This is a genomic window from Chelatococcus sp. GCM10030263, assembly GCF_042666455.1.
Classification (GTDB): Bacteria; Pseudomonadota; Alphaproteobacteria; order Rhizobiales; family Beijerinckiaceae; genus Chelatococcus.
The window spans coordinates 772,998-798,591 of record NZ_JBHTDB010000016.1 but is presented as its reverse complement, the minus strand read 5'-3'; the positions used below and the strand labels follow the sequence as shown (position 1 = coordinate 798,591).

At 64.7% G+C, this 25,594-nt stretch carries 26 protein-coding genes; 19 read left to right on the top strand and 7 right to left on the bottom strand.

The genetic code is table 11. The features are described from left to right. The first annotated feature begins 2 nt into the window (after window positions 1-2). The 8 genes from ACFQU1_RS26105 (at window position 3) to ACFQU1_RS26070 (ending at window position 7,582) form a co-directional block, all read left to right on the top strand. Complete coding sequence (locus ACFQU1_RS26105; RefSeq protein ID WP_378138309.1) at window positions 3-1,061, top strand: ABC transporter ATP-binding protein; 1,059 nt, start codon at window positions 3-5, stop codon at window positions 1,059-1,061. Then, window positions 1,061-1,954, top strand: a complete 894-nt coding sequence (locus ACFQU1_RS26100) for an ABC transporter permease (protein WP_378138307.1) — start codon at window positions 1,061-1,063, stop codon at window positions 1,952-1,954. The genes ACFQU1_RS26105 and ACFQU1_RS26100 overlap by 1 nt, the downstream gene beginning before the upstream one ends. After that, a complete protein-coding gene (locus ACFQU1_RS26095; protein ID WP_378138305.1) occupies window positions 1,900-2,781 on the top strand; it encodes an ABC transporter permease in 882 nt (293 codons plus the stop codon). Before ACFQU1_RS26100 ends, ACFQU1_RS26095 begins: the two co-directional genes overlap by 55 nt. 9 nt (window positions 2,782-2,790) lie before the next feature. Further along, window positions 2,791-3,930, top strand: coding sequence for a CaiB/BaiF CoA transferase family protein (locus ACFQU1_RS26090; RefSeq protein ID WP_378138303.1), 1,140 nt, complete (start codon window positions 2,791-2,793; stop codon window positions 3,928-3,930). Between the two features lie 116 nt (window positions 3,931-4,046). Next, window positions 4,047-4,940, top strand: coding sequence for an SDR family NAD(P)-dependent oxidoreductase (locus ACFQU1_RS26085; RefSeq protein ID WP_378138301.1), 894 nt, complete (start codon window positions 4,047-4,049; stop codon window positions 4,938-4,940). Window position 4,941: 1 nt separating this feature from the next. Next, on the top strand, window positions 4,942-6,114 hold the full coding sequence (locus tag ACFQU1_RS26080; protein ID WP_378138299.1) for an acetyl-CoA C-acyltransferase: 1,173 nt from the start codon (window positions 4,942-4,944) through the stop codon (window positions 6,112-6,114). A gap of 3 nt (window positions 6,115-6,117) precedes the next feature. Next, the gene (locus tag ACFQU1_RS26075; RefSeq protein WP_378138297.1) at window positions 6,118-6,591 is read left to right on the top strand and encodes a MaoC family dehydratase; all 474 of its coding nucleotides are present in this window, start codon (window positions 6,118-6,120) and stop codon (window positions 6,589-6,591) included. A 217-nt stretch (window positions 6,592-6,808) separates the two neighbouring features. Continuing rightward, window positions 6,809-7,582 carry an SDR family oxidoreductase gene (locus ACFQU1_RS26070; RefSeq protein WP_378138295.1) on the top strand — a complete coding sequence of 258 codons (774 nt, stop codon included), beginning with the start codon at window positions 6,809-6,811 and terminating at the stop codon, window positions 7,580-7,582. Between the two features lie 9 nt (window positions 7,583-7,591). On the opposite strand, the gene ACFQU1_RS26065 is transcribed toward ACFQU1_RS26070, so the two are convergent. Both ACFQU1_RS26065 and ACFQU1_RS26060 read right to left on the bottom strand, forming a co-directional pair. Then, on the bottom strand, window positions 7,592-8,491 hold the full coding sequence (locus ACFQU1_RS26065; RefSeq protein WP_378138293.1) for a 3-keto-5-aminohexanoate cleavage protein: 900 nt from the start codon (window positions 8,489-8,491) through the stop codon (window positions 7,592-7,594). A gap of 59 nt (window positions 8,492-8,550) precedes the next feature. Further along, window positions 8,551-9,315, bottom strand: coding sequence for a helix-turn-helix domain-containing protein (locus ACFQU1_RS26060; protein ID WP_378138291.1), 765 nt, complete (start codon window positions 9,313-9,315; stop codon window positions 8,551-8,553). Between ACFQU1_RS26060 and ACFQU1_RS26055 the strand changes: the two genes are divergently transcribed. The 4 genes from ACFQU1_RS26055 to ACFQU1_RS26040 are packed head-to-tail and all read left to right on the top strand — an operon-like array spanning window position 9,265 to window position 13,508. Then, complete coding sequence (locus tag ACFQU1_RS26055) at window positions 9,265-10,788, top strand: MFS transporter (RefSeq protein ID WP_378138289.1); 1,524 nt, start codon at window positions 9,265-9,267, stop codon at window positions 10,786-10,788. The two genes, ACFQU1_RS26060 and ACFQU1_RS26055, sit on opposite strands and share 51 nt — an antisense overlap. Window positions 10,789-10,798: 10 nt before the next feature. Then, the gene (locus ACFQU1_RS26050; protein ID WP_378138287.1) at window positions 10,799-11,569 is read left to right on the top strand and encodes an HpcH/HpaI aldolase/citrate lyase family protein; all 771 of its coding nucleotides are present in this window, start codon (window positions 10,799-10,801) and stop codon (window positions 11,567-11,569) included. A 34-nt stretch (window positions 11,570-11,603) separates the two neighbouring features. Continuing rightward, entirely contained in the window at window positions 11,604-12,533 is a 930-nt protein-coding gene (locus ACFQU1_RS26045; protein WP_378138285.1) for a hypothetical protein, read from the top strand. Window positions 12,534-12,560: 27 nt separating this feature from the next. Beyond that, window positions 12,561-13,508, top strand: a complete 948-nt coding sequence (locus ACFQU1_RS26040; RefSeq protein WP_378138283.1) for a DUF6282 family protein — start codon at window positions 12,561-12,563, stop codon at window positions 13,506-13,508. A 169-nt stretch (window positions 13,509-13,677) separates the two neighbouring features. On the opposite strand, the gene ACFQU1_RS26035 is transcribed toward ACFQU1_RS26040, so the two are convergent. After that, window positions 13,678-14,589: a LysR substrate-binding domain-containing protein gene (locus ACFQU1_RS26035; RefSeq protein ID WP_378138281.1), complete on the bottom strand. Its 912-nt coding sequence runs from the start codon at window positions 14,587-14,589 to the stop codon at window positions 13,678-13,680. 110 nt (window positions 14,590-14,699) lie between these two features. Between ACFQU1_RS26035 and ACFQU1_RS26030 the strand changes: the two genes are divergently transcribed. The 7 genes from ACFQU1_RS26030 to ACFQU1_RS26000 all read left to right on the top strand — a co-directional run bounded on the left by ACFQU1_RS26030 (window position 14,700) and on the right by ACFQU1_RS26000 (window position 21,046). Further along, entirely contained in the window at window positions 14,700-15,896 is a 1,197-nt protein-coding gene (locus ACFQU1_RS26030) for a trans-sulfuration enzyme family protein (RefSeq protein WP_378138279.1), read from the top strand. 58 nt (window positions 15,897-15,954) lie between these two features. Next, a complete protein-coding gene (locus ACFQU1_RS26025) occupies window positions 15,955-16,260 on the top strand; it encodes a hypothetical protein (protein ID WP_378138277.1) in 306 nt (101 codons plus the stop codon). 74 nt (window positions 16,261-16,334) lie between these two features. Then, window positions 16,335-16,967, top strand: coding sequence for a hypothetical protein (locus ACFQU1_RS26020; protein ID WP_378138275.1), 633 nt, complete (start codon window positions 16,335-16,337; stop codon window positions 16,965-16,967). 18 nt (window positions 16,968-16,985) lie between these two features. After that, window positions 16,986-18,125, top strand: a complete 1,140-nt coding sequence (locus tag ACFQU1_RS26015) for an amino acid ABC transporter permease (RefSeq protein WP_378138273.1) — start codon at window positions 16,986-16,988, stop codon at window positions 18,123-18,125. Continuing rightward, complete coding sequence (locus ACFQU1_RS26010; RefSeq protein WP_378138271.1) at window positions 18,122-19,219, top strand: amino acid ABC transporter permease; 1,098 nt, start codon at window positions 18,122-18,124, stop codon at window positions 19,217-19,219. The genes ACFQU1_RS26015 and ACFQU1_RS26010 overlap by 4 nt, the downstream gene beginning before the upstream one ends. Beyond that, a complete protein-coding gene (locus tag ACFQU1_RS26005) occupies window positions 19,216-19,995 on the top strand; it encodes an amino acid ABC transporter ATP-binding protein (protein ID WP_378138269.1) in 780 nt (259 codons plus the stop codon). The genes ACFQU1_RS26010 and ACFQU1_RS26005 overlap by 4 nt, the downstream gene beginning before the upstream one ends. Window positions 19,996-20,275: 280 nt before the next feature. Further along, entirely contained in the window at window positions 20,276-21,046 is a 771-nt protein-coding gene (locus tag ACFQU1_RS26000) for an HpcH/HpaI aldolase/citrate lyase family protein (protein WP_378138267.1), read from the top strand. Between the two features lie 65 nt (window positions 21,047-21,111). On the opposite strand, the gene ACFQU1_RS25995 is transcribed toward ACFQU1_RS26000, so the two are convergent. From ACFQU1_RS25995 to ACFQU1_RS25980, 4 genes are all read right to left on the bottom strand, one after another. Beyond that, on the bottom strand, window positions 21,112-21,921 hold the full coding sequence (locus tag ACFQU1_RS25995) for a helix-turn-helix domain-containing protein (protein ID WP_378138265.1): 810 nt from the start codon (window positions 21,919-21,921) through the stop codon (window positions 21,112-21,114). 297 nt (window positions 21,922-22,218) lie between these two features. After that, window positions 22,219-23,142, bottom strand: coding sequence for a 3-keto-5-aminohexanoate cleavage protein (locus ACFQU1_RS25990; RefSeq protein ID WP_378138263.1), 924 nt, complete (start codon window positions 23,140-23,142; stop codon window positions 22,219-22,221). Window positions 23,143-23,204: 62 nt separating this feature from the next. Beyond that, window positions 23,205-24,359: a sialidase family protein gene (locus tag ACFQU1_RS25985; RefSeq protein ID WP_378138261.1), complete on the bottom strand. Its 1,155-nt coding sequence runs from the start codon at window positions 24,357-24,359 to the stop codon at window positions 23,205-23,207. 245 nt (window positions 24,360-24,604) lie between these two features. Further along, window positions 24,605-25,519: a hypothetical protein gene (locus ACFQU1_RS25980; RefSeq protein ID WP_378138259.1), complete on the bottom strand. Its 915-nt coding sequence runs from the start codon at window positions 25,517-25,519 to the stop codon at window positions 24,605-24,607. Between the last annotated feature and the right edge of the window lie 75 nt (window positions 25,520-25,594).

The window sequence follows — 25,594 nt, the reverse complement described above, 5'->3', positions numbered from 1 at the left end:
TCGTGTCGAGAGTCGAAGTCGGTAAGCTCGTGAAGCAGTTCGGCGCCGTGCGGGCGGTGGATGAGGTGTCGTTCGATGTGCCAGAGGGCGGTATCACGACGATGCTCGGGCCGTCGGGCTGCGGCAAGACAACGATCTTGCGCTGCATCGCGGGACTGGAGACCGCGACGTCCGGCGACATCGTCATTGGATCGCGTCCGGTGTTCAGCAGCGGCCGCGACCTTGTTCCAGTCGAGGCGCGCAATCTCGGCATGGTGTTCCAGTCCTATGCGATCTGGCCCCACATGACGATCGCACACAACGTCGCCTACGGGCTCAAGGTTCGCGGGCGCCCACGCGAAGAGATCGAGAAGCGCGTGCGCGCGGCGCTCGAACTGGTGCGCCTGCCCGGCTATGGCGAGCGCTATCCCGGGCAACTGTCCGGCGGACAGATGCAGCGCGTGGTGCTGGCGCGCGCCATTGCCTATGATCCGGAGCTTCTTCTGCTCGACGAGCCGTTGGCCAATCTCGACGCACATCTGCGCGAGGAAATGCGGCAGGAACTCAAGCGCATTCAGCGCGAGACGGGCATGACGATGGTCGCCGTCACGCATGATCAGTCGGAAGCGCTGGCGTTGTCCGACCAGATCATGGTCATGTCGGCCGGGCGCGTGTTGCAGAGGGGCAGACCGGAGGACATCTTCCACCGTCCGCGGACGGCCGAGGTGGCGCGTTTCCTGGGCGCCACGAACACCCTGTCGGCGCAGCGCGTCGATGGGCGGTTGATGATCGAAGGCATCGGCGCCGTCCCCAACCATGCACAGGCGACATCGGCCGATCGCGCCCAAGTCCTGTTCAGGCCATCCGATGTCGTGCTCCAGCCGGAAAACACGGGAGAAGGCTGGCCGGGGCGGATCGTTTTTGCGCAGTTCCTCGGCCGCGAGGTCCAGTATCTCATCCGATGCGGTGACAGGAACATCACGGCCGAGGTCTCGGGGCGTGACGGCGTTCTGGAGGAGGGCGCGCCCGTCTCGATCGGCGTGAGGCCGGGCGCTCTGCTCGTCTATCCGGAGGCCGCCTGATGACTGTGGCGCAACCGGTTTTGACGGCTTCACTCCCCTTCACCATGCGCCGGCGGCGAAGCGCCGGCCTGCTCGCGATCTATGTATTGACCGCCATAGTGCTTCTCGTACTGACGGTCTACCCGATGGTCTGGCTCCTGATCGGAAGTCTGAGCGAGAAGAACGGCAGCTACGGCCTCACCAACTACGTCGAGCTTCATGACAAATTCGGAGCGGGCGGCGTCCTGTTGAACTCATGGATCTTCGCCTTCGGCTCGGCCGCCGCGGCCACCGTGACAGGCGTGCTGCTCGCCGTTCTGGTGGCGCGCACGGATGTGCCGTTCAAGAACCTCGCGCGTTTTTCTGCCATTCTCGCTTTCGTATCGCCACCGTGGCTGACGGCGATGGCTTATGTCTATATCGCCAGCCCCAATGCCGGTTTGGTCAACCAGTTCCTGGACCAGATCATCGGCGTCAAACCGTTCGACATTCAGTCGATGTCGGGGATGATCTTCGTCACCGCGCTTTTCCTCTACTCCTTCGTTTTTCTTACGGTCGAGGCCGCGCTGTCCTCCGTGGACGGCAGTTTCGAGGAAGCCGCGCGTGTTGCCGGAGCGCGCCCGCTCAGGGTGGTCTGCACCGTCACCTTGCCGCTGATCACGCCTGCGATCGTTTCGGCGACGGCCTTCTCGATCATCATTTCCTGGGGGCTTTTCGCAGTGCCGGCCATTCTCGGTATGCCGGCGCGCATCTACGTCTTCTCGACGCAGCTTTATCTGTTCCTCAGCTCATTCCCGCCTAGGCTGGAACTAGCCGCAGCGATGGGCGTCACTTCGTCGCCACTGCGCTCGTGGTCGGAATGCTGGTCTGGGTTCTGCGGCGCCGTCGTCAGGCCAACACTTTTGCCGTGGTGATCGGCAAGGGCGCGCGCGCAGCCGCTGTTCCTCTCCGGCGCTGGCGTCCGGTGGCCGCTCTTTTCATCGTGCTGCTCTCGCTCCTGTCCGTGGTCGGCCCCTATCTCGTCGTGTTGTGGATGTCGCTCAACACGCGCTGGTTCGGCAACGCGAGCCTGTCGGGCCTGTCGCTCGCGAATTTCGACTATGTCGTTCGGCAGTATTTCGCGTTCTGGCAAATCAGCGGCAACACACTCAGAATTGCCGCGATGGAGGTCACCATCGTGCTCCTCGTCGGCACGGCGGTCAGCTATTTCGCGCGCCGAACGAGGCTTCCGGGGCGCTTCCTGCTCCAGGGGACGGCGATGTATACGCTGTTGGTCCCCTCGGTTGCCTTTCTCACTGCGGTCATGTGGGCGTGGATCGGCTCGCCGATCGGGCTCTACGGGGGGCTCACACTGATTGCGATGACCCAAGCGGCGCGATCGCTGCCTATCGCAACCCGCAACATCGGCGACGGCTTCGGACAGATCGACCAGTCCCTGGAGGAAGCGGCCAACATATGCGGCGCGGGCCGGCTTCGCACGCTCGCTACGGTGACTCTGCCCCTGCTCAGACCGGTCCTGCTAGCCGCTTTCACGGTGGTCTTCCTGTCGGCCCTACGGGACCTCAATACGCCGCTCTTCCTGGGCGGCGGGTCGACGAAAGCCATGACGCTTTCGGTGCTCATCTTCCAGTTCTGGTCAGAGACGCGGATCGGCGAGGCAGCAGCCCTGACCATCATTCTCTTGTCGGTCACGCTCGCCATTTTCCTGCCGCTCTCGCGGACTTTCAGCCGCGGCTATTGAGGAGAAGCAATGCAACCCCTTGAAGGCTTCCGGGTGCTCGATCTGACCCATGTGCTGGCGGGTCCTTGCGCCACGCATCATTTGCGCTGTCTGGGCGCCGAGGTGATCAAGATCGAGCGGCCGGGAAGCGGGGATCCCATGCGCGGCTCGGCTCTTCAGCCGGATGTCGGGGGGCTGCCGCCGGGTTTCCGGGCGCTCAATGCCGGGAAGAAATCCGTCGTGATCGACCTGATGACAGCGGAGGGCAGGGCGGTTGTTCTGCGGATCGCCCAAGGCGCCGACATCGTCGTCGAGAACTTTCGTCCCGGCGTTGCGAGGCGGCTCGGCCTCGGCCCCGAAGACGTGCGTGCCGTGCAGCCCGATGTCATCTACTGTTCGATCTCCGGATGGGGCCAGTCGGGTCCCAACAGTGCGAAGGGCGCCTACGACCACGTCATCCAGGCGGCGACCGGCATGATGGCGCTGCAGGGTAACAGCACCGACCGCGCGCCGGTGAAGGTCGGCTTTCCCGTGATCGATATCGCCACGGGGATGGCCGCGGCCGAGGCGATCCTCGCCGCAGTCGTGCGGCGTCTGCGCGGCGACCGAGGGCCGATCACGATCGACGTTTCGATGGTCGATTCAGCCTTGTCGCTCATGTCCGGTCCGGCATCGTCCACACTGGCCACCGGAAAGGCGCCGGAGAAGGTCGGCAACCGCGGCTTCGTCGGCAGCCCGGGAGCCGAAACCTTCGCAACGTCCGATGGCCACATTTCGGTGGCGGCGAACACCAAAGGCCAGTTCACCACGCTGTGCCACCTGCTCGGCAGGCCGGAGCTGGCCGAGCCGCCGTTCGTGCCAGCGGAACTGGCAAGCGAGGCTTTCTTGGCGAATCTGGCCACCGACGAGCTTCGCGAAGCTCTCGCTGAAGCCTTCTCGCGGGCCAGCGCCGATGAGCTGGAAGCGGCATTGAGCGCTTCGGGCGTTCCGGCCGCACGCGTGCGCGATCTCGGTGAATATCTCGCCGAGCTCTATCCCGGGACGCCGGGGATCGGCATTGCCGGGGAGCCGGTCGCGCTTGCGCCGCCGTTCCGATGGGAGCGGGACCAGCCGCTCGATCTGCCGAAGGCCCCACGCCTGGGAGCCGATACGGCCATGTTCACGGACTGAGCAAACAATCGGGGTCGGCCTGCTGCAGCGTCCTCCCGGCTATGGAGGACAGCGCCGAATTCGTGAAGTATTGGGGACGCCTCGGGGAGCGCTCTCAAGGCAAGGGATATGGATGTATGATCGATCTGACAGGACGAGTGGCCATCGTCACGGGAGCAGGCAACGGTCTCGGGCGCGAACATGCACTGCTTCTGGCAGCCCGCGGCGCCAAGGTGCTGGTCAATGACCTATCGCAGGCCGCAGCACAAGCGGTCGCCGACGAGATCCTGTCCGCCGGCGGCGAGGCTTTTGCCGTCGCCGCCTCGGTCGCCGACTTCGAGGCCGTCTCGGCCATGGTTCAGGAGACGATCGACCGCTGGTCCAAGGTCGACATCCTCGTCAATAATGCCGGCATTCTGCGCGACAAGACTTTTGGCAAGATGGATCTGGATGACTTCCGGCTGATCATCGACATCCATCTCATGGGCGCGGTTTATTGCACCAAGGCGGTGTGGAACCATATGCGCGAGCGGAACTACGGCCGCATCGTCATGACCACGTCGTCCTCGGGGCTCTACGGCAATTTCGGCCAGTCCAACTACGGCGCGGCCAAGATGGCGCTGGTCGGACTGATGCAGACCCTGGCGCTGGAAGGGGCACGCCATGATATCCGGGTCAACTGCATCGCACCGACCGCGGCCACACAAATGCTCGACGGGCTTCTCCCGCAGGCGGAGCTCGAACTGCTGCAGCCGGCTTGTGTCAGCCCCGGCATTCTCGCCCTGGTACGGGAGGACGCGCCCACCAAGACGATCCTCGCCGCAGGAGCGGGCTCGTTCGAAACCGCCCATGTCACGCTGACGCGCGGCGCTTTTCTCGGGCGCGGTTCCGAGGTTGCCGACACGCTCGTCGAGCGCTGGTCGGAAGTCGTCGACCGCAGTGGTGATTTCGTGCCCCAATCCGGAGAAGGGCAGGGGCGTTTCGAACTGCAGAACGCGGGCTACATCCGGCCTGTCGACGGAGGGCAGTGATATGCGCGACGCTGTGATCGTTGCCACGGCGCGAACGCCGATCGGCAAGGCCTTTCGCGGAGCCTTCAATGCAACGCCCTCGCCCAGTTTGGCCGCCCATGCCTTGCGCGCGGCCGTGGAACGCGCGGGCGTGGAGCCTGGCGAGTGCGACGACTGCATTCTCGGCTGCTCGCTCCCGCAAGGACATCAGCAGACGATAGGGCGCATGGCGGCGCTGCGGGCGGGGCTGCCGGTCGAGGTGCCTGGAATGACGATCGACCGGCAGTGTTCGTCCGGTCTGATGACGATTGCCACCGCGGCCAAGCAGATCATGGTCGATCGCATGGATATCATCCTTGCCGGCGGCGTCGAGTCGATCTCGCTCGTCCAGACGCCGGAACTGCGCATCGACCTGGATCCCGAGCTCGTCGCGATGCACGACGATGCCTATATGGCGATGATCGATACGGCCGAGGTCGTCGCCAGCCGCTACGGCATCTCGCGCGAGCGCCAGGATGCTTATGCCCTGCAATCCCAGCAGCGCACGGCGGCAGCGCAGGCCGCAGGCCGCTTCGACGACGAGATCATTCCCGTCACGGCCAGCAAGGCGGTTGTCGACAAACAGACCGGCACACAAAGCCAGGAGACCGTGACCCTCACAGGGGACGAAGGCAACCGCCCGAACACGGATCTGGACGGCCTCGCATCGTTGAAGCCCGTGCGCGAGGCCGGCACCATAACGGCCGGCAATGCCAGCCAATTGTCGGACGGCGCATCGGTCGCGGTGCTCATGGAAGCGAAACTGGCCGAAAGGCGAGGGCTGCAGCCGCTCGGCCGCTATATCGGGATGGCCGCCGCTGGAACGAAGCCCGACGAGATGGGTATAGGGCCGGTCTTCGCCGTGCCCAAGCTCTTGAAGCGCTTCGATCTCGGCATCGACGACATAGGTCTTTGGGAGTTGAACGAGGCATTCGCGGTGCAGGTTCTGTATTGCCGGGACAAGCTCGGCATTCCCAACGAATTGCTCAACGTCAACGGCGGCGCGATTTCCATCGGACATCCTTACGGCATGTCCGGAGCGCGTATGATCGGGCATGCGCTGATCGAAGGGAGGCGCCGCGGCATCCGCTATGTCGTGGTCACCATGTGCGTAGGCGGCGGCATGGGCGCCGCGGGGCTCTTCGAGGTGCTGTGAACCATGGAACGCAGAGCGCTGACGATCGACGCCTACGCTCGGCTGATCGGAACCGAAGTCGGAAAATCCGGCTGGATCGAGATCGACCAGTCGCGGATCGATGCCTTCGCCGATGCGACACTCGACCGGCAGTATATTCATGTCGATACAGACCGGGCGAAAGACTCACCATTTGGGGGGACGATCGCGCACGGATTTCTATCCTTATCTCTGCTCAGCCACATGATGTTCGACGCTCTCCCGAAGATCGACGGGATCAGCATGAGCATCAATTATGGAATGAACCGCCTCAGGTTTATCGCGCCCGTGAAGTGCGGCAGCCGCGTGCGGGGGCGTTTCGTCCTGGCGGCGGTTGAGACAAGAAATGCCGGTCGCGTTCTTCTCACCCATGAGGTGACCGTCGACATCGAAGGCGGCGATAAGCCGGCCCTCGTCGCCGAATGGCTCACACTGCTGACGCAAGGACAACAGGATTGACACGCTTCGGCGCCCTCCGTTCCGCCATTCCGGTAAACGGAATGGGCCGACAAAGCCGAGGCAGCCGCGACAGCCTCCGTCGTAGGATCACAAATCGAGGTCCGCCTGAACGTAGTCGGATCGAGGGCGGGCCGAAGCGACGCCGTTGCCCCAGCACGGCATGAGGATCGAGAAGCTTCCTCGTGTTCGCGAGCATGGCGAGATCAGGAGCAGGGCCATGGTGGACGATCTGTTCTCGGTCGCGGGCAAGGTCGCGCTGGTCACCGGCGGCACCAGCGGAATCGGCGCGATGATCGCGCAAGGTTTTGTCGAGCGAGGGGTGAAGACCTACATCACGTCGCGTGATGCGGACCGCAGCAGAGCGGCAGCGGCCGAGCTGTCACGCGCGGGGATCTGCATCGGGTTGGCCGCCGACCTTGCGTCCGAGGAGGGCCCCGAGACACTCGGCGCGCTCGTCAAAGCGCGGGAGGGGCGCCTCGACATCCTGGTCAACAACGCCGGCGCCAACGACCGCGCCGCGATCGAGACGGCGACGCGGGACCAGTGGGATTTCGTGCTGGACGTGAATTTGCGCGCGCCCTTTTTCCTCGTGCAGGAACTGCTGCCGGTGCTGCGCGCCGCCGCGACGGAGGAGACACCTGCCCGGATCATCAACGTGGGCTCGATCGGCGGGCTGCACATTCCCAGCTGGGAAGCCTATCCCTACGGCGCGTCGAAGGCGGCGCTGCATCACCTCACGCGCGCTCTCGCCAAACGCCTGGGGCCGGACCGGATCCTGGTCAATGCCATCGCCCCGGGCCCCTTTCCTTCACGGCTGACCGACACCGCGTCCGACGCGGTGAGGAGGAGCGTCGAGACCTACATTCCCATCAAGCGCCCCGGCCGGGCGGAGGATATCCAAGGCCTCACGGTCTTTCTCGCCTCGCGCGCGGGCGCCTACGTGAACGGCTGCACCATCCCGCTCGACGGAGGCTATCTCGCGGCGCTGTGAGAGGCCGCTCTACGGCGCAGCGGCGTCGGTAAGCCCGAGCAAGCGGCGTGCATCACTTGATGTGGCTATCCGGCCGCCGAGAATTTCGACGACCTTGCGCGCCTTTTCGACCAAGGCGGCATTGCTGGGCGCGAGAACCCCTTTGTCGAGATAGACGGCGTCCTCGATGCCGATCCTGACATGTCCGCCGGCCAGATAGGATTGGGCGACCATCGCAAAGGCGTGCCGGCCAACCCCGAAAGCGGTCCAGAAGGAGCCTGCCGGCAGGAGGCTGCGCCCGTTGAGCAGCATTTCGGGCGTCGCCGGGAAGCCGTATTTGACACCGAGGACGAGGGAGCAGGTGATGGGCAGATCGATCGTTCCCTCGGCGATGAGATCGTGCAGAAGCGCGGTATCGCCCGTGTCGAACAGTTCGATTTCGGGCCGGACGCCCGCTTCCCGAATGATCGCCGCCATGCGCCGGATGCTCGCCGGCGTGTTGATGACGACCTCACGGCCAAAGGTCATCGTGTTGAGGTCGAGCGTGCAGATGTCCGGCTTGAGTGCCGCCACATGCGCGACGCGCCGCTCCGGGGTCGTCAGGGTTGTTCCGGGTCCTGCGACTCTCGGGTCCGCCTCGCCGGGCATGAAGCGCCCGCCGGGCCCTGTCGTCAGGTTGATCACGAGGTCGGTGTTGCGCTCGCGGATCCGTTCGACGACCTCGCGATAGTGGTCGAGCTCCATGGACGGGCGGCCCGTTATCGGGTCGCGGACGTGAATATGCACGATCGCCGCACCGGCTTCGGCGGCCTCAAGACATGATTGCGCGATCTCGGCCGGTGTGACCGGCAAATGCGGTGTCTGTTCCCGAGTCGTCAGATTACCGGTGACGGCGCAGGTGATGACGGTCTTCGCATCGCTCGAGGTCATGGCGTCTTCCTCCTTGAGGAGCCGGAGGTAGCAGGCGGCGAAAATGCCAGGACAGAATTCTACCGCCGTTCTGCTGGCCGGAATTTGCTCGTGGGTTCCACCGCCGGATCGTCTGCTTCCAGCGCGGATGCGCTCTCGCTGATCCGTTCGGACAAGGTTCGAAGCAGCGGAACGAAGCTGGAGACCGCCTGCGACAGCGGATAGGCGGAATTGTAGTAGGTCATCCCGATCGTCGCGAGCACGTCGTTCCCGCGCATGATCGGCATGGCGATCGTGTTCGACGAGCGTGGCTCCACCGTCGGGTCGCGGAGCGCGAAGCCCGCTTTCCGAATGCGCGCGAGCATGGTGAGGACGGCCTGGCGCGCTTCGCTGTCGCTGACGCCCAGCACGTCGAGCAATAAGGAGCGCTCCCGATCGGAGCAGAAAGCAAGATAGGCCCGTCCGAGTGCCCGCGTCAGCAGATCGAGACGAAGATTGATGGTGCCGTGGAAGGGCGACATCGGGCTGTCGGGGATCGTGCTGAGGCGGACGAAGACGGCGTCCCTTTCGAAGGTCGCCATGGCGATCGGCCAGCGATGCTGCCTGGTGAACTCGATCGCCCACGGCCGCGCCGCCTCGACCACCAGCGGATCGCCGTGATATCCGCAGCTCAGCGCCTTGACGTTGGACGTGACCTGGTAGCCGCCTTGTCGCCGGTCATTCGTCACATACTGCGCTTCGCACAGCGTTTTCAGCAATCGGACAATCGTCGCCTTTGGAAGGCCGGTGGCGGCATGAAGATCCTTCACGGACGAGACGCGCGTGCGATTCAGCTCGCGCAGCAACGCCAAGGCTCGCAAGACGGACTCGACCGGCTGCTCGCTCAAGAGGGTCTCCCAATTCCGTCAGGTGGAACGGCGAAGCAGCTTGATGGATCGCCCGCGTCCGATTTGCAACCTCTCTGGGAACATCAAGAACACAGTCGTCACATAATGCCCTGGGAGGAAACGGTGCCCACCGCTCACGCTATCAACGAGCAAGAGCTGATCAGCCGTATCGCGTGGCGGATCATGCCTATGGTGATCGGGCTCTATCTCTGCGCGATCATCGATCGATCGAATATCGGCTTCGCCAAGCTGCAGATGATCGACGAACTGCACCTCTCGGAGGTCGGTTTCGCGTTCGGTTCCTCGCTCTTCTTCTTCAGCTATGTCGCCGTGGAGATCCCGAGCGCGCTCGCCGCCGTGCGCTTCGGCGCGCGTATCTGGTTTGCGCGGATCGCCTTTACCTGGGGTCTGGCGACGGTATTGCTGGCCTTTTCCAATTCCGGCTCCACCTTCTACGTGATCCGCTTTCTGCTGGGTGCGGCGGAGGGCGGCCTCTATCCGGCCGTCATTTTCTATCTGACGCTCTGGTTTCCGGAACGCCATCGCCCCCGCGCATTCGGCCTGCTCACCTTGGGCAGCGCTTTCGGGAACATGTTGTCGGCGCTGATCGCCGGACCGCTGCTCGATCTTCACGGTTTGGCGGGGCTGAGTGGCTGGCAATGGGTGTTCATCGTGACGGGCGTGCCGCCGATCCTTCTGTCGCTGGTCGTTCTGAAGTTTCTGCCGAGCAAGCCCGCCGAGGCTGGCTTCCTGTCGGCCACCGAGAAGGAATGGCTCAGCACGAGCAGGACCGAGCCGGAGCATGGCGGAAATCCGCTCGGCGCGATGCTTGATCCCAGAGTGCTGGCGATGGCGGCCATCTACTCGCTGATCAACATCTCGCTATTCGGCGTGATCTACTGGCTGCCGACGGTCATCAAGGGCTTCGGTGTCAGCGGGACACAGAACGGACTTCTCAATGCCGTCCCATGGGCGCTCGCAGCCGTGCTGCTGTTCACGCTTCCGCGCCGCCTCCAGACCGAAACCGCGATCATAACGGCTGCCGCGATCTTCACCTTCGTTGGGCTCTGCTCGTTCGCAGCCGCGACGATGCTGCCGTCGGATTCGCTCCGTTTCGTCGCCCTGGCGATCGGCACGCCGTGCATCTCTGTGCTGTTTCCGTGCTTCTGGTTCTTCCCTGCGCGGATCTTCAAGGGCTCGCGCGGTGCGGCGGGCATCGCCGTCATCAATACGATTGGACTGCTGGGCGGGTTTGTGGGCCAGAATCTCATGCCCTCGGTCTCGCAGGCGGTCGGCAGTCCGGTTGGCGCGATGATCGTTCCTGCCGCCTGCCTCGGCATGCTCTGCCTCGTCTGCGGGCTGAGGAGCGCTCTGGCCACCGGCAGAAGGCCTCTGCCGGCGGTCTCCAGCGGCAACGCCCACGATCTTTGAAAGACGGATGATGACCATCAGCCAGCAATCGACGCCTCACGGCTTTCGCCAACGCTTCGTAGCGGGAGAGCGCCTCTTCGGCACCTTCGTGAAGACGCCGACGCCGCATCCGATCGAGATTCTCGGCGACGTCGGCTTCGACTTCGTCGTGATCGACGAGGAGCATGCACCCTTCGATCGCGGCACGATCGACATCGCGGTGCTCGCAGCCCGTGCGGCCGATATCATCGCGCTTGTCAGGGTCTCGTCCATCGGATCGATCCTCAGTGCGCTCGACTGCGGAGCCGAGGGAATCCTGGTTCCGCATGTGTCGAGCCTTGCCAAGGCAAAGGAGGTCGTGGCCGCTTCGCGCTATCGAAACGGACATCGCGGCTATTCGGCCTCGGGCCGCTCGGGTCGCTACGGCGGGACGGCGTCCTGGCCGTACATCGATGCCCAGGACGAAAAAGTCACCGTCATCGCGATGATCGAGGACCCTGCCGCCGTCGAGCACATCTCGGACATCGTGGCGGTCGAGGGTCTCGATGGCTTCTTCGTCGGGCGCGGCGACCTTTCCGTCGCTCTCGGGGCAAGCGACTCCCGCGCGCCGCAGGTCACCGATGCCGTCCAGAAGATCTCGGACGCTGCAAGAGCCGTCGGAAAGCCGGTCGTGGTCATGGCGAACAGCCGGGAGGAGGGCGATGCTTTCGCCCACATGGGCGCCTCGGCCTTCATCCTGTCGACCGATCAAGGGCTGTTGCGCAAAGCGGCCAGCCAGATCCTGAAGGACTTCCGATCCTGAGGTCGCGTCAGGGCCATCGATAAGGGAAAGCCTCATGTACGATCCAACAGACCCGCGCGCGAGCCTTGCGCCGTCGAAGCCCGGCAGCACGCGGAACGAGCCTGCATTTCCCGCGACCTACGCGCGGTTTTATCAGTCGCAGCCTCAGGAGCGTGGGCCTGGGGTGGACAGCTGGATCGTGCGCGGCCAGACCTTCGTGGTCGTCTACAGCGAGGCCAAAGGTGAGCAGGTCTTCGAAAGGGTCGGGCAGCCCGACGAATACGTCCTCCTGATCCCCGACAGCGCGACGGAAGCGATCGTCGAGGCCAACGGCGCGAGGACGGAAATCGCCGGCAATTCCATCACCTTCGTGGCCCCCGGCGACAGCCGCATCATCCTGCCCGCGGGCGGGCAGGTCATCCGGCTGTTTACAGAGGCGGCAAGCGACTTGATCGCCAAGGCATCAAACGCCGCGACCTACGAGACGTCGAACGCCGCGATCCCGAAGCTGAAGCCATGGCCCGCACCGCGCGACGGATTTCGCGTCCGCAGCTATAGCCTGGACGTTCCTCCCGAACCCGGCCGGTTCGGTCGGATCTACCGCGGCTCAACTTTCATGGTGAACTATCTCGAGCCGAAGAACGGGCCACGCGACCCCTCGATGCTTTCGCCGCACCATCACGAGGACTTCGAGCAGTGTTCGCTCGCCCTTTCAGGCGAGTATATCCATCACCTGCGATGGCCGTGGACGACCAACATTGCGCACTGGCGCAACGATGAGCATGAGCACTGTGCATCGCCGTCCGTCGCGATCATCCCGCCGCCGGCGATCCATACTTCGCAGGCGATGGGCCAAGGCATCAACCAGCTCGTCGACATCTTCTGCCCGCCGCGTGCGGATTTCTCGGCGAAGCCGGGATGGGTGCTCAACGCCGACGACTATCCTCTTCCGGATGAGCCGGGCGCCATCGAAACGCAGAGCTGATCCCTTCCGGGACGAGAGTTGACATTCATGAATATCGAAGCATTCCTGCCCCGCCATGACGGCGCCTTCGAACTGCCGGCCCCGAGCCGTGCCGAAGAGGTGGCCGAGCTTCTCGTCGGCGCGGTCGACCTGCACTGCCACAGCGGCCCGGCGGCCATGCCGCGCATCCTGGACCATCGCGAAGCGATGCTCGACGCCGAGCGCGCCGGCTTTCGCGCGCTTCTTTTCAAGGATCACTACTATGTCGGCATGCCGCATGCGATCCTGCTCCAGACGCTCTTCCCGGCGGAGAAAATCCAGCTCTTTTCCGGCATTGCCCTGAACAATGCGTCCGGCGGCATCAATCCCCATGCGGTGGATCATGCCGTCGGCCTCGGCGCTGCGATCGTCTGGATGCCGACCCTGTCGGCCGCCAACCATCTCGCCGATGGGGGCAAGCAGACGAAGACCTTCCCGAAGACCACCCGCAAGATGCTGCCTCCCGAACCGCTGAGCGTCTTGGACGCCAACGGGGCGCTCACCGACGAAAGCAAGCAGGTGCTCGACATCATCGCCGAGGCCGACATCATCCTGGCCGGCGGACATCTCTCGGCGGCCGAGCTGGCGATCCTCTTCGAGGAGGCGAAGAGGCGCGGCGTGCGCAAGCTGCTCGTCAACCACCCGACCTATGTGATCGGCTGCACGGATGAGGATATCCGAGGGCTCGTCGGCCTCGGCGCTTTCATGGAACATTCCATCGGCATGTTCGTCGGCGGCAAGTCGCTGAAATTCTCGCCGCAGGATCTCGCCCATCTGATCGAGGTCGCCGGCGTCGAGCGCACCATCCTGTCCTCGGATCTCGGCCTTCTCGGCGGACCGCGGCCCGTCGCCGGCTTTCGCGCCATCATCCAGACACTGCTCGACCTTCGGTTCGCGACGGGCGACATCAGGAAGCTCGTCGGGGATAACGCGGCGTCGCTTCTGAACTTGGCGTGAAGGGCGACACGGGCGCGCACATCTGGCTCGCCCATACCGTTGCCCGAGGGCATGCCCCCATGAAGAAGCGTTAGAGCCAGCCTGCGCTGAAGGGCAGGCTCTGTTCCGTTAGCGCCTGCCGAAATTCTTGATCGAGCGGTCGGGCTTCGGCCTCGCGCGTCGATCAAGCTCATCGGTGACTGTCACGGATCAATGCGGGTCGGGTGTTGCGCGCCTTGAAGAGCGCCGCAACGAAGGCCCGAACGATGCGGCCCTTTTGGATGTCCGGCCGGAACAGCAGGTGGCTCCTGAACGGCACCTCCGGCTTGAACGGACGCAGGACGAGGCCGCGTTGGGGAAAACCGTCCGCGGCGAGCGGATTGACGATGCCTATCCCGACGCCTTCGAGCGCGAGGGCGCAAACCGTTGCCGAATTCGGTGTTTCCGCGACAAGGCGGGGCGCGACACCAGCCTGCTCGCAGATCTGGTGCAGTCGCAAGCGGGCCCGATCCTCCGGTGACAGGGCGATATAGTCGACGCCGTCGAGATCGGCCGGACCGATGGTCTTGCGATCGGCGAGTGGATGGCCGCCCGGAATGGCGCAGACGGCCGCAACACTGCTGAAGAGCTGGTGCTCGACCCCGGACAGGTCGACCTCGTCAGCCGCGAGACCGAGATCATATTGCCCGTCTGCGACATGGTTGCGGACGGCCGATGAAGACATGACCGTGAGGGTGACCGTGACCGACGGATGCTGGTCGCGAAAAAGCTTGGTTGCACGCGGCAACAGCGTCGAGCCGAGAGCCGCGAGGCTCGCCACCTTGAGGCTGCCCGAGCCGAAGTCCCGAATGCGCGCCGCCGAAGCCCTGAGCCGGTCGAGGCCGACGAAGCTCGCGTCGACGTCGCGGAAGAACAACTGCCCCTCGGGCGTGGGCACCAGCCGGCCTTTGATCCTGTCGAACAAGGAGAAGCCGACAAAGGATTCGAGCTCGGCGATGCTGCGGCTCACGGCCGGTTGCGTGATTCCCATCAGCTCAGCCGCGCGCGAAACCGTGCCACTGATCATGACGGCGCGGAAGGCTTCCAGCTGCCGCGGATTCACGAACGGAGCACCCTATAAGGATTTGGCATAGACTCACGCCTGTCCGTCAATGGTTTTTCTAGTCTGTCTGTGGATCAATGCTCCCGCAAGTCATTCATGCAGGAGTTTTCATGCGCGACCGGACGCTCTGCGTGCATCGCCCCGCCGTATCCCAAGAGGGGTTCGCCAGCCTCTCGGTTCCGACCTTCCGCGCGTCGACGATCGTCTTTCCCGATGCCCAGGCCTATGCCGACCGTAAGCACCGCGGCCCGGACGGCTACACCTATGGCCTGCACGGCACGCCGACGACGCGCACCTTGGAAGCGGCGCTGACTGAATTGCAGCAGGGCGTGCGCACGGCCCTCGTCCCCTCCGGACAGGCGGCGATCGCCATGGTGATGCTGACCGCGTTGATGCCGGGCGATACCGTGCTCGTCCCCGACACCGCTTATCCTCCAGTGACCGGCCTCTGCGAGAATTTCCTGAAGCCACGCGGCATCGCTTCCCGCATCTACGACCCAATGATCGGGCCCGGCATCGCCGCGCTCCTGGATCCCACCGTCAAGCTGGTCTGGACGGAATCGCCGGGTTCCACGACCATGGAGGTGCAGGACATCCCCGCCATCGTGGCCGCGGCGCACCAACATGGCGCGCTCGTCGGCTGCGACAACACCTGGGCGACCCCCATCTTCTTCAAGCCGCTGACGCACGGGGTCGATTTCGTCGTCGAGGCGCTCACCAAATATGTCGGTGGCCACTCGGACCTGCTTATGGGGGCGATCAGCCTGCGCGAGCTGCCGCTCCATCGGCGGCTGAAGGACACCATGCGCATGCTTGGCATCGGTGTTTCCCCGGACGAGGCGAGCCTGGCGCTGCGCGGTCTGGAAACCATGGGCGTGCGCTTAGCCCATGTCTCGCGCGTAGCCACCACCTTCGCCGAGCGAATGGCTGGCAGCCTGCCTCCTGAGCTCGTGCTGCATCCGGCGTTGCCGCATTGCCCTGGCCATGCCGAGTGGAAACGCGATTTCGCGGGTGCGAGCGGCGTCTTCAGTCTCGTCATTCCGCCGGCTGCCGAGGCGGCCATCCCGGACCTGCTGACAGCTGCAAAGGTCTTTTCCATCGGCGCGTCCTGGGGCGGCACGCATAGCCTGATCGCGCCCATGAACATCGCCGGGGATCGCAGGGTGAGCCGCAACGTCCACCAGGGCACCATTCTGCGCATCAGCATCGGGCTCGAAGACCCGGACGACCTGTGGGCCGATCTTGCGCCCATCGTCGAAGCAATTGCTGCGGCAGCGCCGTCTTCGATGCAGCGGGCCGCCGTCTGATCAAGAAGAAGTCTGATCCAACAAGAAGAGGGGACCAACGATGAGAATGAAGACATGGATGCTCCCGGCCCTCGCCGGCGCGATTTTCCTCGGCTCGGCCGCGAGCAGTCCGGCCTCCGCGGAATCGACACTAGAGGCCGTCAAGAAGCGCGGACACGTGATCTGCGGCGCGAGCCAGGGCACCGTCGGCTTCGGTGCGCCGGACAGTAACGGTTATTGGCGCGGCCTCGACGTCGAGACCTGTCGGGCCGTGGCCGTCGCCGTCTTCGGTGACAAGGACAAAGTCGAGTTCGTGCCGCTCAGCGGCAGCAACGTATTCCGGCCCTGCAAACCGGCGAAGTCGATGTCCTGCCGAGGACACTGACCTGGACTCTCCGCCGGGATGCCAACGGTATCAATCCGACCGTTCCCAACTACTACGAGTTTACCGGCTTTATGATGCCGAAGGAATTCGGTGTTACCAAGGTCGAGGACATGGCCGGAGCCTCGGTCTGCATACAGACCGGTTCGACCACCGAGGTTGTCGCGAACGATGTCTCCACAAAGCACAAGCTCGGCCTGAAGCCGGTGATCTTCGACAATGTCGCCGCCACCCGCCAGGCCTTCTTCTCTGGCCGCTGCGACGCCCTCATTACGGATGCGGCGGCGCTCGCCTCCGTCCGGGCGACCCAAGCCAAAAACCCGGATGACTACGTCATCTTCCCGGCGACCCAATATATGGACGCCCTCACGCCAGCGGTCCGGCACGGCGACGACCAGTGGTTCGACATCGTGAAGTGGTCGATCCAGGCGCTCCTCGCGGCCGAAATGTACGGCATCACCCAGGCCAATGTCGACGAGATGCTGACGTCAAACGACCCACGCGTACGCCGCTTTCTGGGCGTCGAGCCCGGCAACGGGGCCGCGCTCGGGCTCGACGAGAAATTCGCCTACAACATTGTCAAGCAGCTCGGGAACTACGCCGAGATCTTCGACCGCAATCTCGGCGCGGCGAGCCCGCTGAAGCTCGACCGCGGTCCCAACCGCCTGTTTAAGGACGGCGGCCTCATGTTTCCGTTGGACTTCCAGTAGCGGCGGCCGGAGTAAGCCATGCTCGCCAGGATCTGGTACAGCGAGAAGGTGCGCAGCTGGCTCACACAGGCCCTGCTGCTCGCCGCCGTCTTCGGCCTTCTCTCCTGGCTCGTCGGAAACACCGCCGCCAATCTCGCCGCCAGGGGCATCCGCGTCGGCTACGATTTTCTCTGGCGGCCGTCGCGCTTCCCGATCTCGGAAAGCGTGATCCCCTACAGCCCAACCGACACGTTCTTCTGGGCCTTCGTCGTCGGGATCGCCAACACGCTCTTCGTCTCGATCCTCGCCATCGTTCTGTCGACGATCTTCGGCCTGTTCGTCGGTCTGGCGAGGCGGTCCCGCAATCCGCTGGGGGCCGGTGTTACCGGCGCTTACATCACCGCCGTGCGGAACACCCCGCTCATCGTGCAGCTCCTCTTCTGGTACGCCCTCGCGACCACCGCCCTGCCACCGCCGCGCAGCGCCTGGAGTCCGATCGGGGGCACCTTCATCTCGCTCAGGGGCGTGTTCCTGCCCCGATTGGAGCTGGATGGAAACGTTTGGAGCTTCGTGCTCCTCGCGCTCGTGATCGTCGGCACTTCGGCCGCAGCGCTCCTCCTGTCTCGGCGCAGCAAAATCCGATTGTCCGCCCCGCATGCCGTTCTGGCCGCCATCGCAGCGCTCGCGGCCGCAGCGCTCGCCTGCGGCATCGGCATCTCTGTGTCCGTGCCGGAGCTGCGGGGCTTCGGTTTCAACGGCGGCTTCAGGCTCTCGCCCGAGTTCACCGCGCTCATCATCGGCTTCGTCGTCTACACGTCAGCCTTCATCGGGGAGATCGTCCGCGGCGGTATCGAGGCGGTCAGCATGGGGCAGTGGGAGGCCGGCAGAGCGCTCGGATTGAGCGAGCGCCAAACGCTCGCAAAAGTGGTGATTCCACAGGCGTTGCGCATCATCATTCCGCCCCTGACGACCCAATATTTGTCCACCGTCAAGAATACGACGCTGGCGCTCGCCGTCGGCTACCCGGAGCTGGGGTTGATCGTCGGCACGGTCATCAACCAGACCGGGCAGGCGATCGAAAGCATCGTCATCATGCTCGCCGTGTTTCTCTCGATCAGTCTTGCCGTCTCCCTCTTCATGAACTGGTACAACCGCAAGGTCGCACTGGTGCAGCGATGACCTCAACCACCTCCGCAGCATCCGGAACAATCGCCATCATGCGCCCGCCGGTCGCGCCGCGCACCTCCGCGCTCTCGGTTCTCTTCGGTGATTTTGCGAGCGCGGCGATCACCGTCGTCACCGGCGGGCTCCTTCTCCTCGCCGGGCCGAAGATCGCGCAATGGGCGATCGTCGATGCGGTCTTCACGAGGGCAGATCCGCGCGCCTGCCAGACGGGGGGTGCCTGCTGGGCCTTCATTGCCGACAAGCTCCGCTTCATCCTGTTCGGTGTCTATCCACCGGATCAGCAATGGCGGCCGCTCGTCGTCATTGGGCTCATCCTGGCCGGCGTGCTCGTGACCGTTTCGCCCGCCCTGTGGGGCCGGCGGCTCGTTTTCGGCTGGGGCCTGCTCATCGTCGCCATGCTTGCGCTGATGTGGGGTGGCTTCCTCGGGCTCGCCTTCGTCCCCACGAACAGCTGGGGCGGCCTGCCCGTCACCCTTCTCCTGGCGGTGGTGTCGCTCGGTCTCGGTTTTCCGTTGGCGGTTCTGCTCGCGCTGGGACGGCGCTCCGACAAGCCGGTGATGCGCATGCTCTCCATATTCGCCATCGAGATCGTGCGAGGTCTTCCGCTTGTCGGGCTCCTGTTCGTCGCCGCGATCCTCTTGCCGCTCCTGCTGCCGTCGGACTGGACCATCGACAAGCTGGGCCGGACGGTGGCGGCGCTCACCGTGTTCTCGGCCGCCTATCTCGCGGAGGTCGTCCGCGGCGGGCTGCAGGGCGTGCCCATGGGGCAGGAGGAGGCGGCGCGGGCGCTCGGCATCCCCTATTGGAAGACCATCTGGCATATCGTGCTGCCGCAGGCGATTCAGAAGGTTATCCCGCCTCTGACCAACACGGCGATCGTCATGGTGAAGAACACCAGCCTCGTCATGATCGTCGGCGTATTCGACATGCTGAACGCCGGCCGCTCGGCGGCGAGCGATCCCGCTTGGCCCGCGCCTTACGCCGAAACCTATCTCTTTGTCGCCGCAATGTATTTCCTCATCTGCTACGGGATCTCGCGCTATTCGCTCTGGCTCGAACGGCGCGTCCACGAGAGAGACGACCGATGACGAATGCGCCGGACTTTCGCCAAGCGCCGGTTGACCGCCAAGGCGACGAGGCCGTGCGGATCGAAGCCGTGCACAAGTGGTACGGCGCCTATCATGCGCTCAAGGGAGTCGACCTCCACGTCAGCCGCGGCGAGAGAGTGGTCGTGTGCGGGCCCTCGGGATCCGGCAAGTCGACCCTCATCCGCTGTGTCAACCGGCTCGAGCGTCACCAGGGCGGCCGCATTGTCGTGAACGGTGTCGAGCTCACCGACAATCTGCGCGACATCGACGCCGTCCGGCGCGACGTCGGCATGGTGTTCCAGCACTTCAATCTCTTCCCGCATCTGAGCGTGCTCGACAATTGCGTGATGCCGCTCGTCCTGGCGCGCAAAACCGCCCGTGCGGAGGCTGAAGCGACAGCCCGGCATTTCCTCGAGCGCGTGCGTATTCCCGAGCAGGCGGACAAATTTCCCGGGCGGCTGTCGGGCGGGCAGCAGCAACGGGTCGCCATCGCCCGCGCGCTCTGCATGCGGCCGAAGATCATGCTCTTCGACGAGCCGACATCGGCGCTCGATCCGGAGATGGTGAGAGAGGTGCTCGACACGATGGTCGGCCTCGCCGAGGACGGCATGACGATGATCGTCGTCACTCATGAGATGGGTTTTGCGCGCCGCGTGGCCGATCGCGTCGTCTTCATGGACGGCGGCGAAATCGTCGAGAGCGCCTCACCCGACATCTTTTTCTCGCGACCTGCCAGCGATCGCACACAGGCCTTCCTCGGCCAGATCCTCCCTTAGCCAGGGCGCGTGGTCTTCGCTCGCACTGTCGCGCTCCCGCCGTTCGCTTTCAGCCTGAGGCCGGCAATCTCGTCAGGGCTCTCGGGGCGCGAACCCTCCCCCATGGCCACCACCTCGGTCCGTGCGGCGACACAGCCTGAGGCTTGTTTCGCGCGCTGAAAATCGCCCAGTCGGCGGCGTCCTCTCGGCCGCCGCTCGGCTAGGACTGGAGTGGCCGGCCTCGGCGCCTTGCAGCGGCGGACCGGCGCCGAGCGATGGCATCATCGAGGAGACCGAACCGATGTCTGGGAGCCGCCAACCTCCGTCCGCATTCCGCAGCCGCATCAGAGACCGCCAGCATGTGCTTGGCACCTTCATCAAAACCCCCACGAGTCATGTGATCGAGATCGTCGGCTCGATCGGCTTCGACTTCGTGATCATCGACCAGGAGCACGCGCCCTTCGATCGTGGCACGATCGACATCGCTTGTCTGGCGGCACGGGCCGCCGGCACCGCGGCTCTCGTGCGCGTAGCCGAGCCGACGCCGGCCAGCATCCTCTCGGTCCTGGACCTCGGCGCGACCGGCGTTCTCGTGCCGCATGTGGATTCGCCCGAGAAGGCGCGCGACATTGCTTCCGCCTGCCGTTACCGCAACGGCTCACGCGGCTTCTCCAACACCACCCGCGCCGGCAGTTTCGGAGGCGCGAGCTTTGCCGATCATATCGCGGCGCAAGATGCGGAGGTGACCTGCGTCGCGATGATCGAAGACGAGGCGGCGCTCGCGCACCTCGATGCCATCGCCGCCGTCGACGGCATCGATGCCTTCTTTATCGGGCGCGGCGATCTGACCGCGGCGCTCGGCACCGCGCGCATGGAGGAAGCCGTCGAGCAGATCACGGCCACCGCACGGGCGGCCGGCATGCCGACCATGGTGCTGGTCTCCAGCCGTGAGGATGCGCGCGCGATGCGCGACCGTGGCGCCTCGGCCTTCGTTGTCTCGAACGACCAGAATCTTTTGAAGGCCGCGGCCATGCAAGCCTTGAAGGACTACGGCACCTCCTCGACCTGGTGAGGAACCCGGCCGCGACGCCGCGCAGGCGCTGCGGCCTTCCGCACGGCAGCGACCGCGCGCGTCGGTCAGCCCGGTGTCAAAGGAGCAAGACCGTGCGTCGTGTCGACCTCGGTCAGGGCCGAGCTGCGCGCATCGCGCATCAGGAGCGACAGATTCTCTTCGATCTTACCCCTGGTCTCTTTCATGGGCGCGACGATCTGGGGCGCGATATTCTGCAGCGGGACGGCGCTTTTGTAGAAGCTCACGCTCATCGCGGCGAGCACCTTGTCCTCGAACATCAGCGGCACCGCGATCGTCGTCATCTGCTTCGGCTCCGTCCGCGGATCCCGTAGGGCGAAGCCGTCCGTGCGCACGCGAGCGAGGAGATGACGGAATTCATTCTCCTTCTGCGCGGTGAATTCCTCGACGGTCTCGCGCATCGAGGCGAAGAGCTTCTCGCGCTCCTCCTCGGGACAGAAGGCCACGTAAGACCGTCCCATGGCCGAACTCAGCAAGGTCGGCCGCAAGCCCAGCACCGTATTGGTGTGCGCCCAGGGACTGATGGCGCCCGTCCAGAACTGGATGGAGATGGCATCGCCCTCGAGCACACCGATGCCGATCGGCCATTTCATGCGGCGGGTCAGCTCGATGGCCGGGGCGCGCGAGGCCTCGATCACCATGGAGATGCCGCCGTAGCCCTTGGTGAGTTCATGCACGCGGCAAGTCACACGGTAGCCGCCGAACATATTGTCCCGCGCCACATAGCCGTCGGTGATCAAGGTCTCCAGCATCCGAACGATGGTCGGCTTCGGCAGGCCGGTCGCTGCATAGATATCGGTGACGGATGCGATGCGCAGCCGATTGACGGTGCGCAACACCTCGAGCGCCCTTCTCACAGACTCAACCGGCGGATAAGAACGTCGCCCGGGGTCGGACATACCGCGCCTCGAATTTGTCCGGCAGCGCTCGTGTAGCTGCTCCTTCGGCTCACGGCTGACGGCCGCATCCGATATCGCGCTCACCGCGTCGCCCAGGAGAGTCATGGGCTCCATAGCCATCCTCCCATAGCTGGGGTCGCGGTCCGCCCGGATCGCGACCTCCTTATCGTTGGGAAGAAAGTCTAGCACGATTGGAAGATCGCCAGCGACGACACTCGATCGTTTCGCTCTGCGAAATTCCAACCTGTACTCTGGTCAAAAGCCGACCTGCTCGCCCCCCTTCAATGACAGCATTTCGCGGGCCTCGACCGGAGACGCCACGGCGTGCCCGAGGCTTTCAATGATGCCGCGGATCGCGGCCACCTGCTCGGCGCTGGACTGGGCCAGGCGGCCTGGGCCGATCCAGAGCGAGTCCTCCAGGCCGACGCGCACATTGCCGCCCATGGTGGCGGCGAGCGTGGCGATGCGGATCTGGTGCCTGCCGCCGGCGAGTACCGACCAGCGGTAGTCGGCGCCGAACAGCCGGTCGGCGGTGCGCTTCATATGCACGACGTCCTCGGCATGGACGCCGATGCCGCCGAGGATGCCGAACACCGACTGGACGAAAAACGGCGGCTTGATCAGGCCGCGCTCAACGAAATGCGCGAGCGTATAGAGATGGCCGATATCGTAGCATTCCACTTCGAAGCGCGTGCCGTTGCCGCTGCAAGACGTCAGGATATGTTCGATATCGGCGAAGGTATTCTTGAAGATACGGTCATGCGAGCCTTCGAGATAGGGCCGCTCCCAGTCGTGGCGGAAGGTTTTGGTCCGCTCCAGCATGGGATAGATGCCGAAATTCATGGAGCCCATGTTGAGCGAGGCGAGCTCCGGCTTCAGCACATGCGCGGGCGCGAGGCGCTCGTCGATGCTCATCGTAGGAGAGCCGCCAGTCGTCAGATTGATGACGCAGTCCGAGCGCTGTTTGATCGCCTGAACGATCGGGCGGAACGCCTCCGGCGATTGGTCCGGTTTGCCGGTTTCGGGATCGCGGGCGTGGAGATGGACGATCGCCGCGCCGGCTTCGGCCGCTGCGACCGCATCCTCGATGATCGCCCGAGGGGTGACCGGCAGGTGCTCCGACATTGAAGGCGTGTGGATGGCACCGGTCACCGCGGCGCTGATGATGATCTTGGCCATGTCTGTCGGTTCCGCATCATTGTTGTCGAGAGGTCGGCATGCGGCGCGGTGCCGCCTGCGCGTCAATCGGGTGAGAACGAGGTGCAGGCGATATGACGGACGCCGCCGTTGAGCTGGATGGGGTCGTCGCGGAGGTTGAAGTAATAGACGGTCATCAGCTTGCCCGGCGCCACCTCGAGGACGCGGGGATAGCCGAGGTCCCAGCTGCCGCCGTCGTCGCGCAGGATGATCTCCGCCCCCCAGCTGCGTCCGCAGTCCTCGCTGATGCGGGCGCGAATGCCGAAGGGAGCGAGACGATAGCCGTAGACGCAGGCGATGCGCCCGTCCGCCATCTCGACGATGTCACCCGGCGCGCCCCAGTCGTTGACCCGCGACAGAAAATGCCAGGTCCGGCCGCCGTCCTCGCTCTCGAACATTTCCGTCCAGAGAATGCTGGTCGGGTCGCGCTGGGAACGCATGGAGCAGAGAATGCGGCCGTTCCTGAGCGGCAGCGGCCGCGGATAGAAATAGCGATGGGCGCCGAAGCGCGGGCTGCCCTTGCGCTCCGACACGGCGGTGCCGTCGTCCTGTTCCGGCGTGATGAAGGACAGGAACTGCCACGAGCCGCCGCCGTCGGCGCTGGCATAGACCAGCGGACGGCGTGTCCAGCCGTCCGGCGTCACGCTCGTGAGCGCAATAAGGCTCACGCCATCGGCCCGCACCGAGGTCGAGCCTTGGCCGGATAAAGAGTGAAGCCCCCCGAGCGGCAGAAGAATGGGGCGTCGCCAGGAATGGCCTCCATCGACCGACAGGCTGATCCAAGGCCGTGCCGTCGGCACGAAATGGGCGGGAATGGCACCTGAAAGCACGAGCACGTCGCGGTCGAGGAAGTCGACCGGCGCTTCGTCGCGATAATCCTCGGCGCCGCCGGCGGCGATCTCCCCGGCGGTGGTCGCCATATCGAAAACGGTCTTGACCGAATCCGCGTCCCAGTTCGCGCCGCCGTCACGCGAGCGGATGATCGAGACCTGTCCGCGCGAGACGGAGAGGACGTCGTGATGAATGTCGTCGGGCTTTGTATAGACGCAGTGATTGCGCGTGAAGGCGGCAACGATCTCACCACTCGCCGTCCGCCACAGGCCGCCGAGGAAAGGCCAGGCGGCGAATTCTTCCTGATTTCGATAGACGATGCCGTGTTCGGCATTATGAGCGGGACGCGGCTTCTCGAAGCGATTCATCATCACCACCGTAGTTATTCTCTGGTGGGAGGTTAGAGCATTCACCTATCGCGTTGATACGCACAATCTCGACTGTCAGGGCGGGCGCCTTGGTCATCCCGGAAGCCGCGCAGCGGCTGTCCGGGATCTGGGAACGATGTCGTGCGAGAGGATTCCGCGCCTTCCGCCCCGGGATGCCCCATTGTTCCGGAGCCCAGGTCCGTTGCTTCGCAACGCCCCGGGATCATCCGCAGCCGCAGCCTCCCTCAAGCCGATTTCTGCCATGAGAGAAGCGTGCCCTTGGTCACCGTCTTCGTCTCGTCGATCTTCGGCATCGGGTACTCGCTCTCGTTCAAGACGAAGCCGGGTTTCATCGAGAAATCGAGACGCGGCGGACAGAAGATGTCGTAGAGCGAGGATTCGCCTGCGCCGACATCGCGCGATGTGTGCACCACATTGGCGGGGATGATGATGACCGAGGGGGTCGGCACCTCGTCATGGTTGTCGGGCCGCCATTCGGCGAGATTGGCATTCCACGGCCAACGCAGGTGGTGGATCCAGGTGCCGTGCAGGGTGAGCGAGGCCTGCTCGAAATCCTCGTGCCAGTGCGGGCTGAGGGCGGTGGTGTCGCGCCGGTTCTGATAGTGCACGAAGAGGTTCACCATCATATTGGTCGAGCGGAAGAGGCGCGGCTGGATGCGCTCGCCCTTCGGATCCGCATAGGGCGCGAGCGGGTAATGTCGCAGCTTGAAGCCGCCGACCGGCTCGGGCCAAGGCTCCAGGACGGCGAGTTCGGGCGCCCCATCGGCATAGGTCGCCGCGTTCCACGCCTTGGCGATGAGATCCTCCGCGTTCTTGGTGATGATGCGGGCGATCAGCCCCTCGCTGCGCGCCGTAATCTGGCTTGGTCCCGGCGGAACGATCGTGAGGGATTCCGCAACCGCCTCGATCTCCTCGTCGCCGGCCGTGATAGTCGCTTCCACCCCCGGCGGGAGGATCACCATGTATTCGTCAGGGTTGTTCTCACGCGAGAGCACCCCGCCGGGCTTCACCCGCGACACGGCAACCAGGAAATTGCCGCCACGCGTAATCCAGGTCTTCGTTCCGGCGGCGTCCGTTTCCTGCGGTTCCATTCGATCGAAACAGGCGACCGATGCCTCCCGTGCTGGCCTCTGCGTCACACGAACCTCCCTTGATGATGCCCGGCGTCCGCCGGCCGGGCGCCACGTCGGCACCCCCGTTCCTCTTCACGCTAG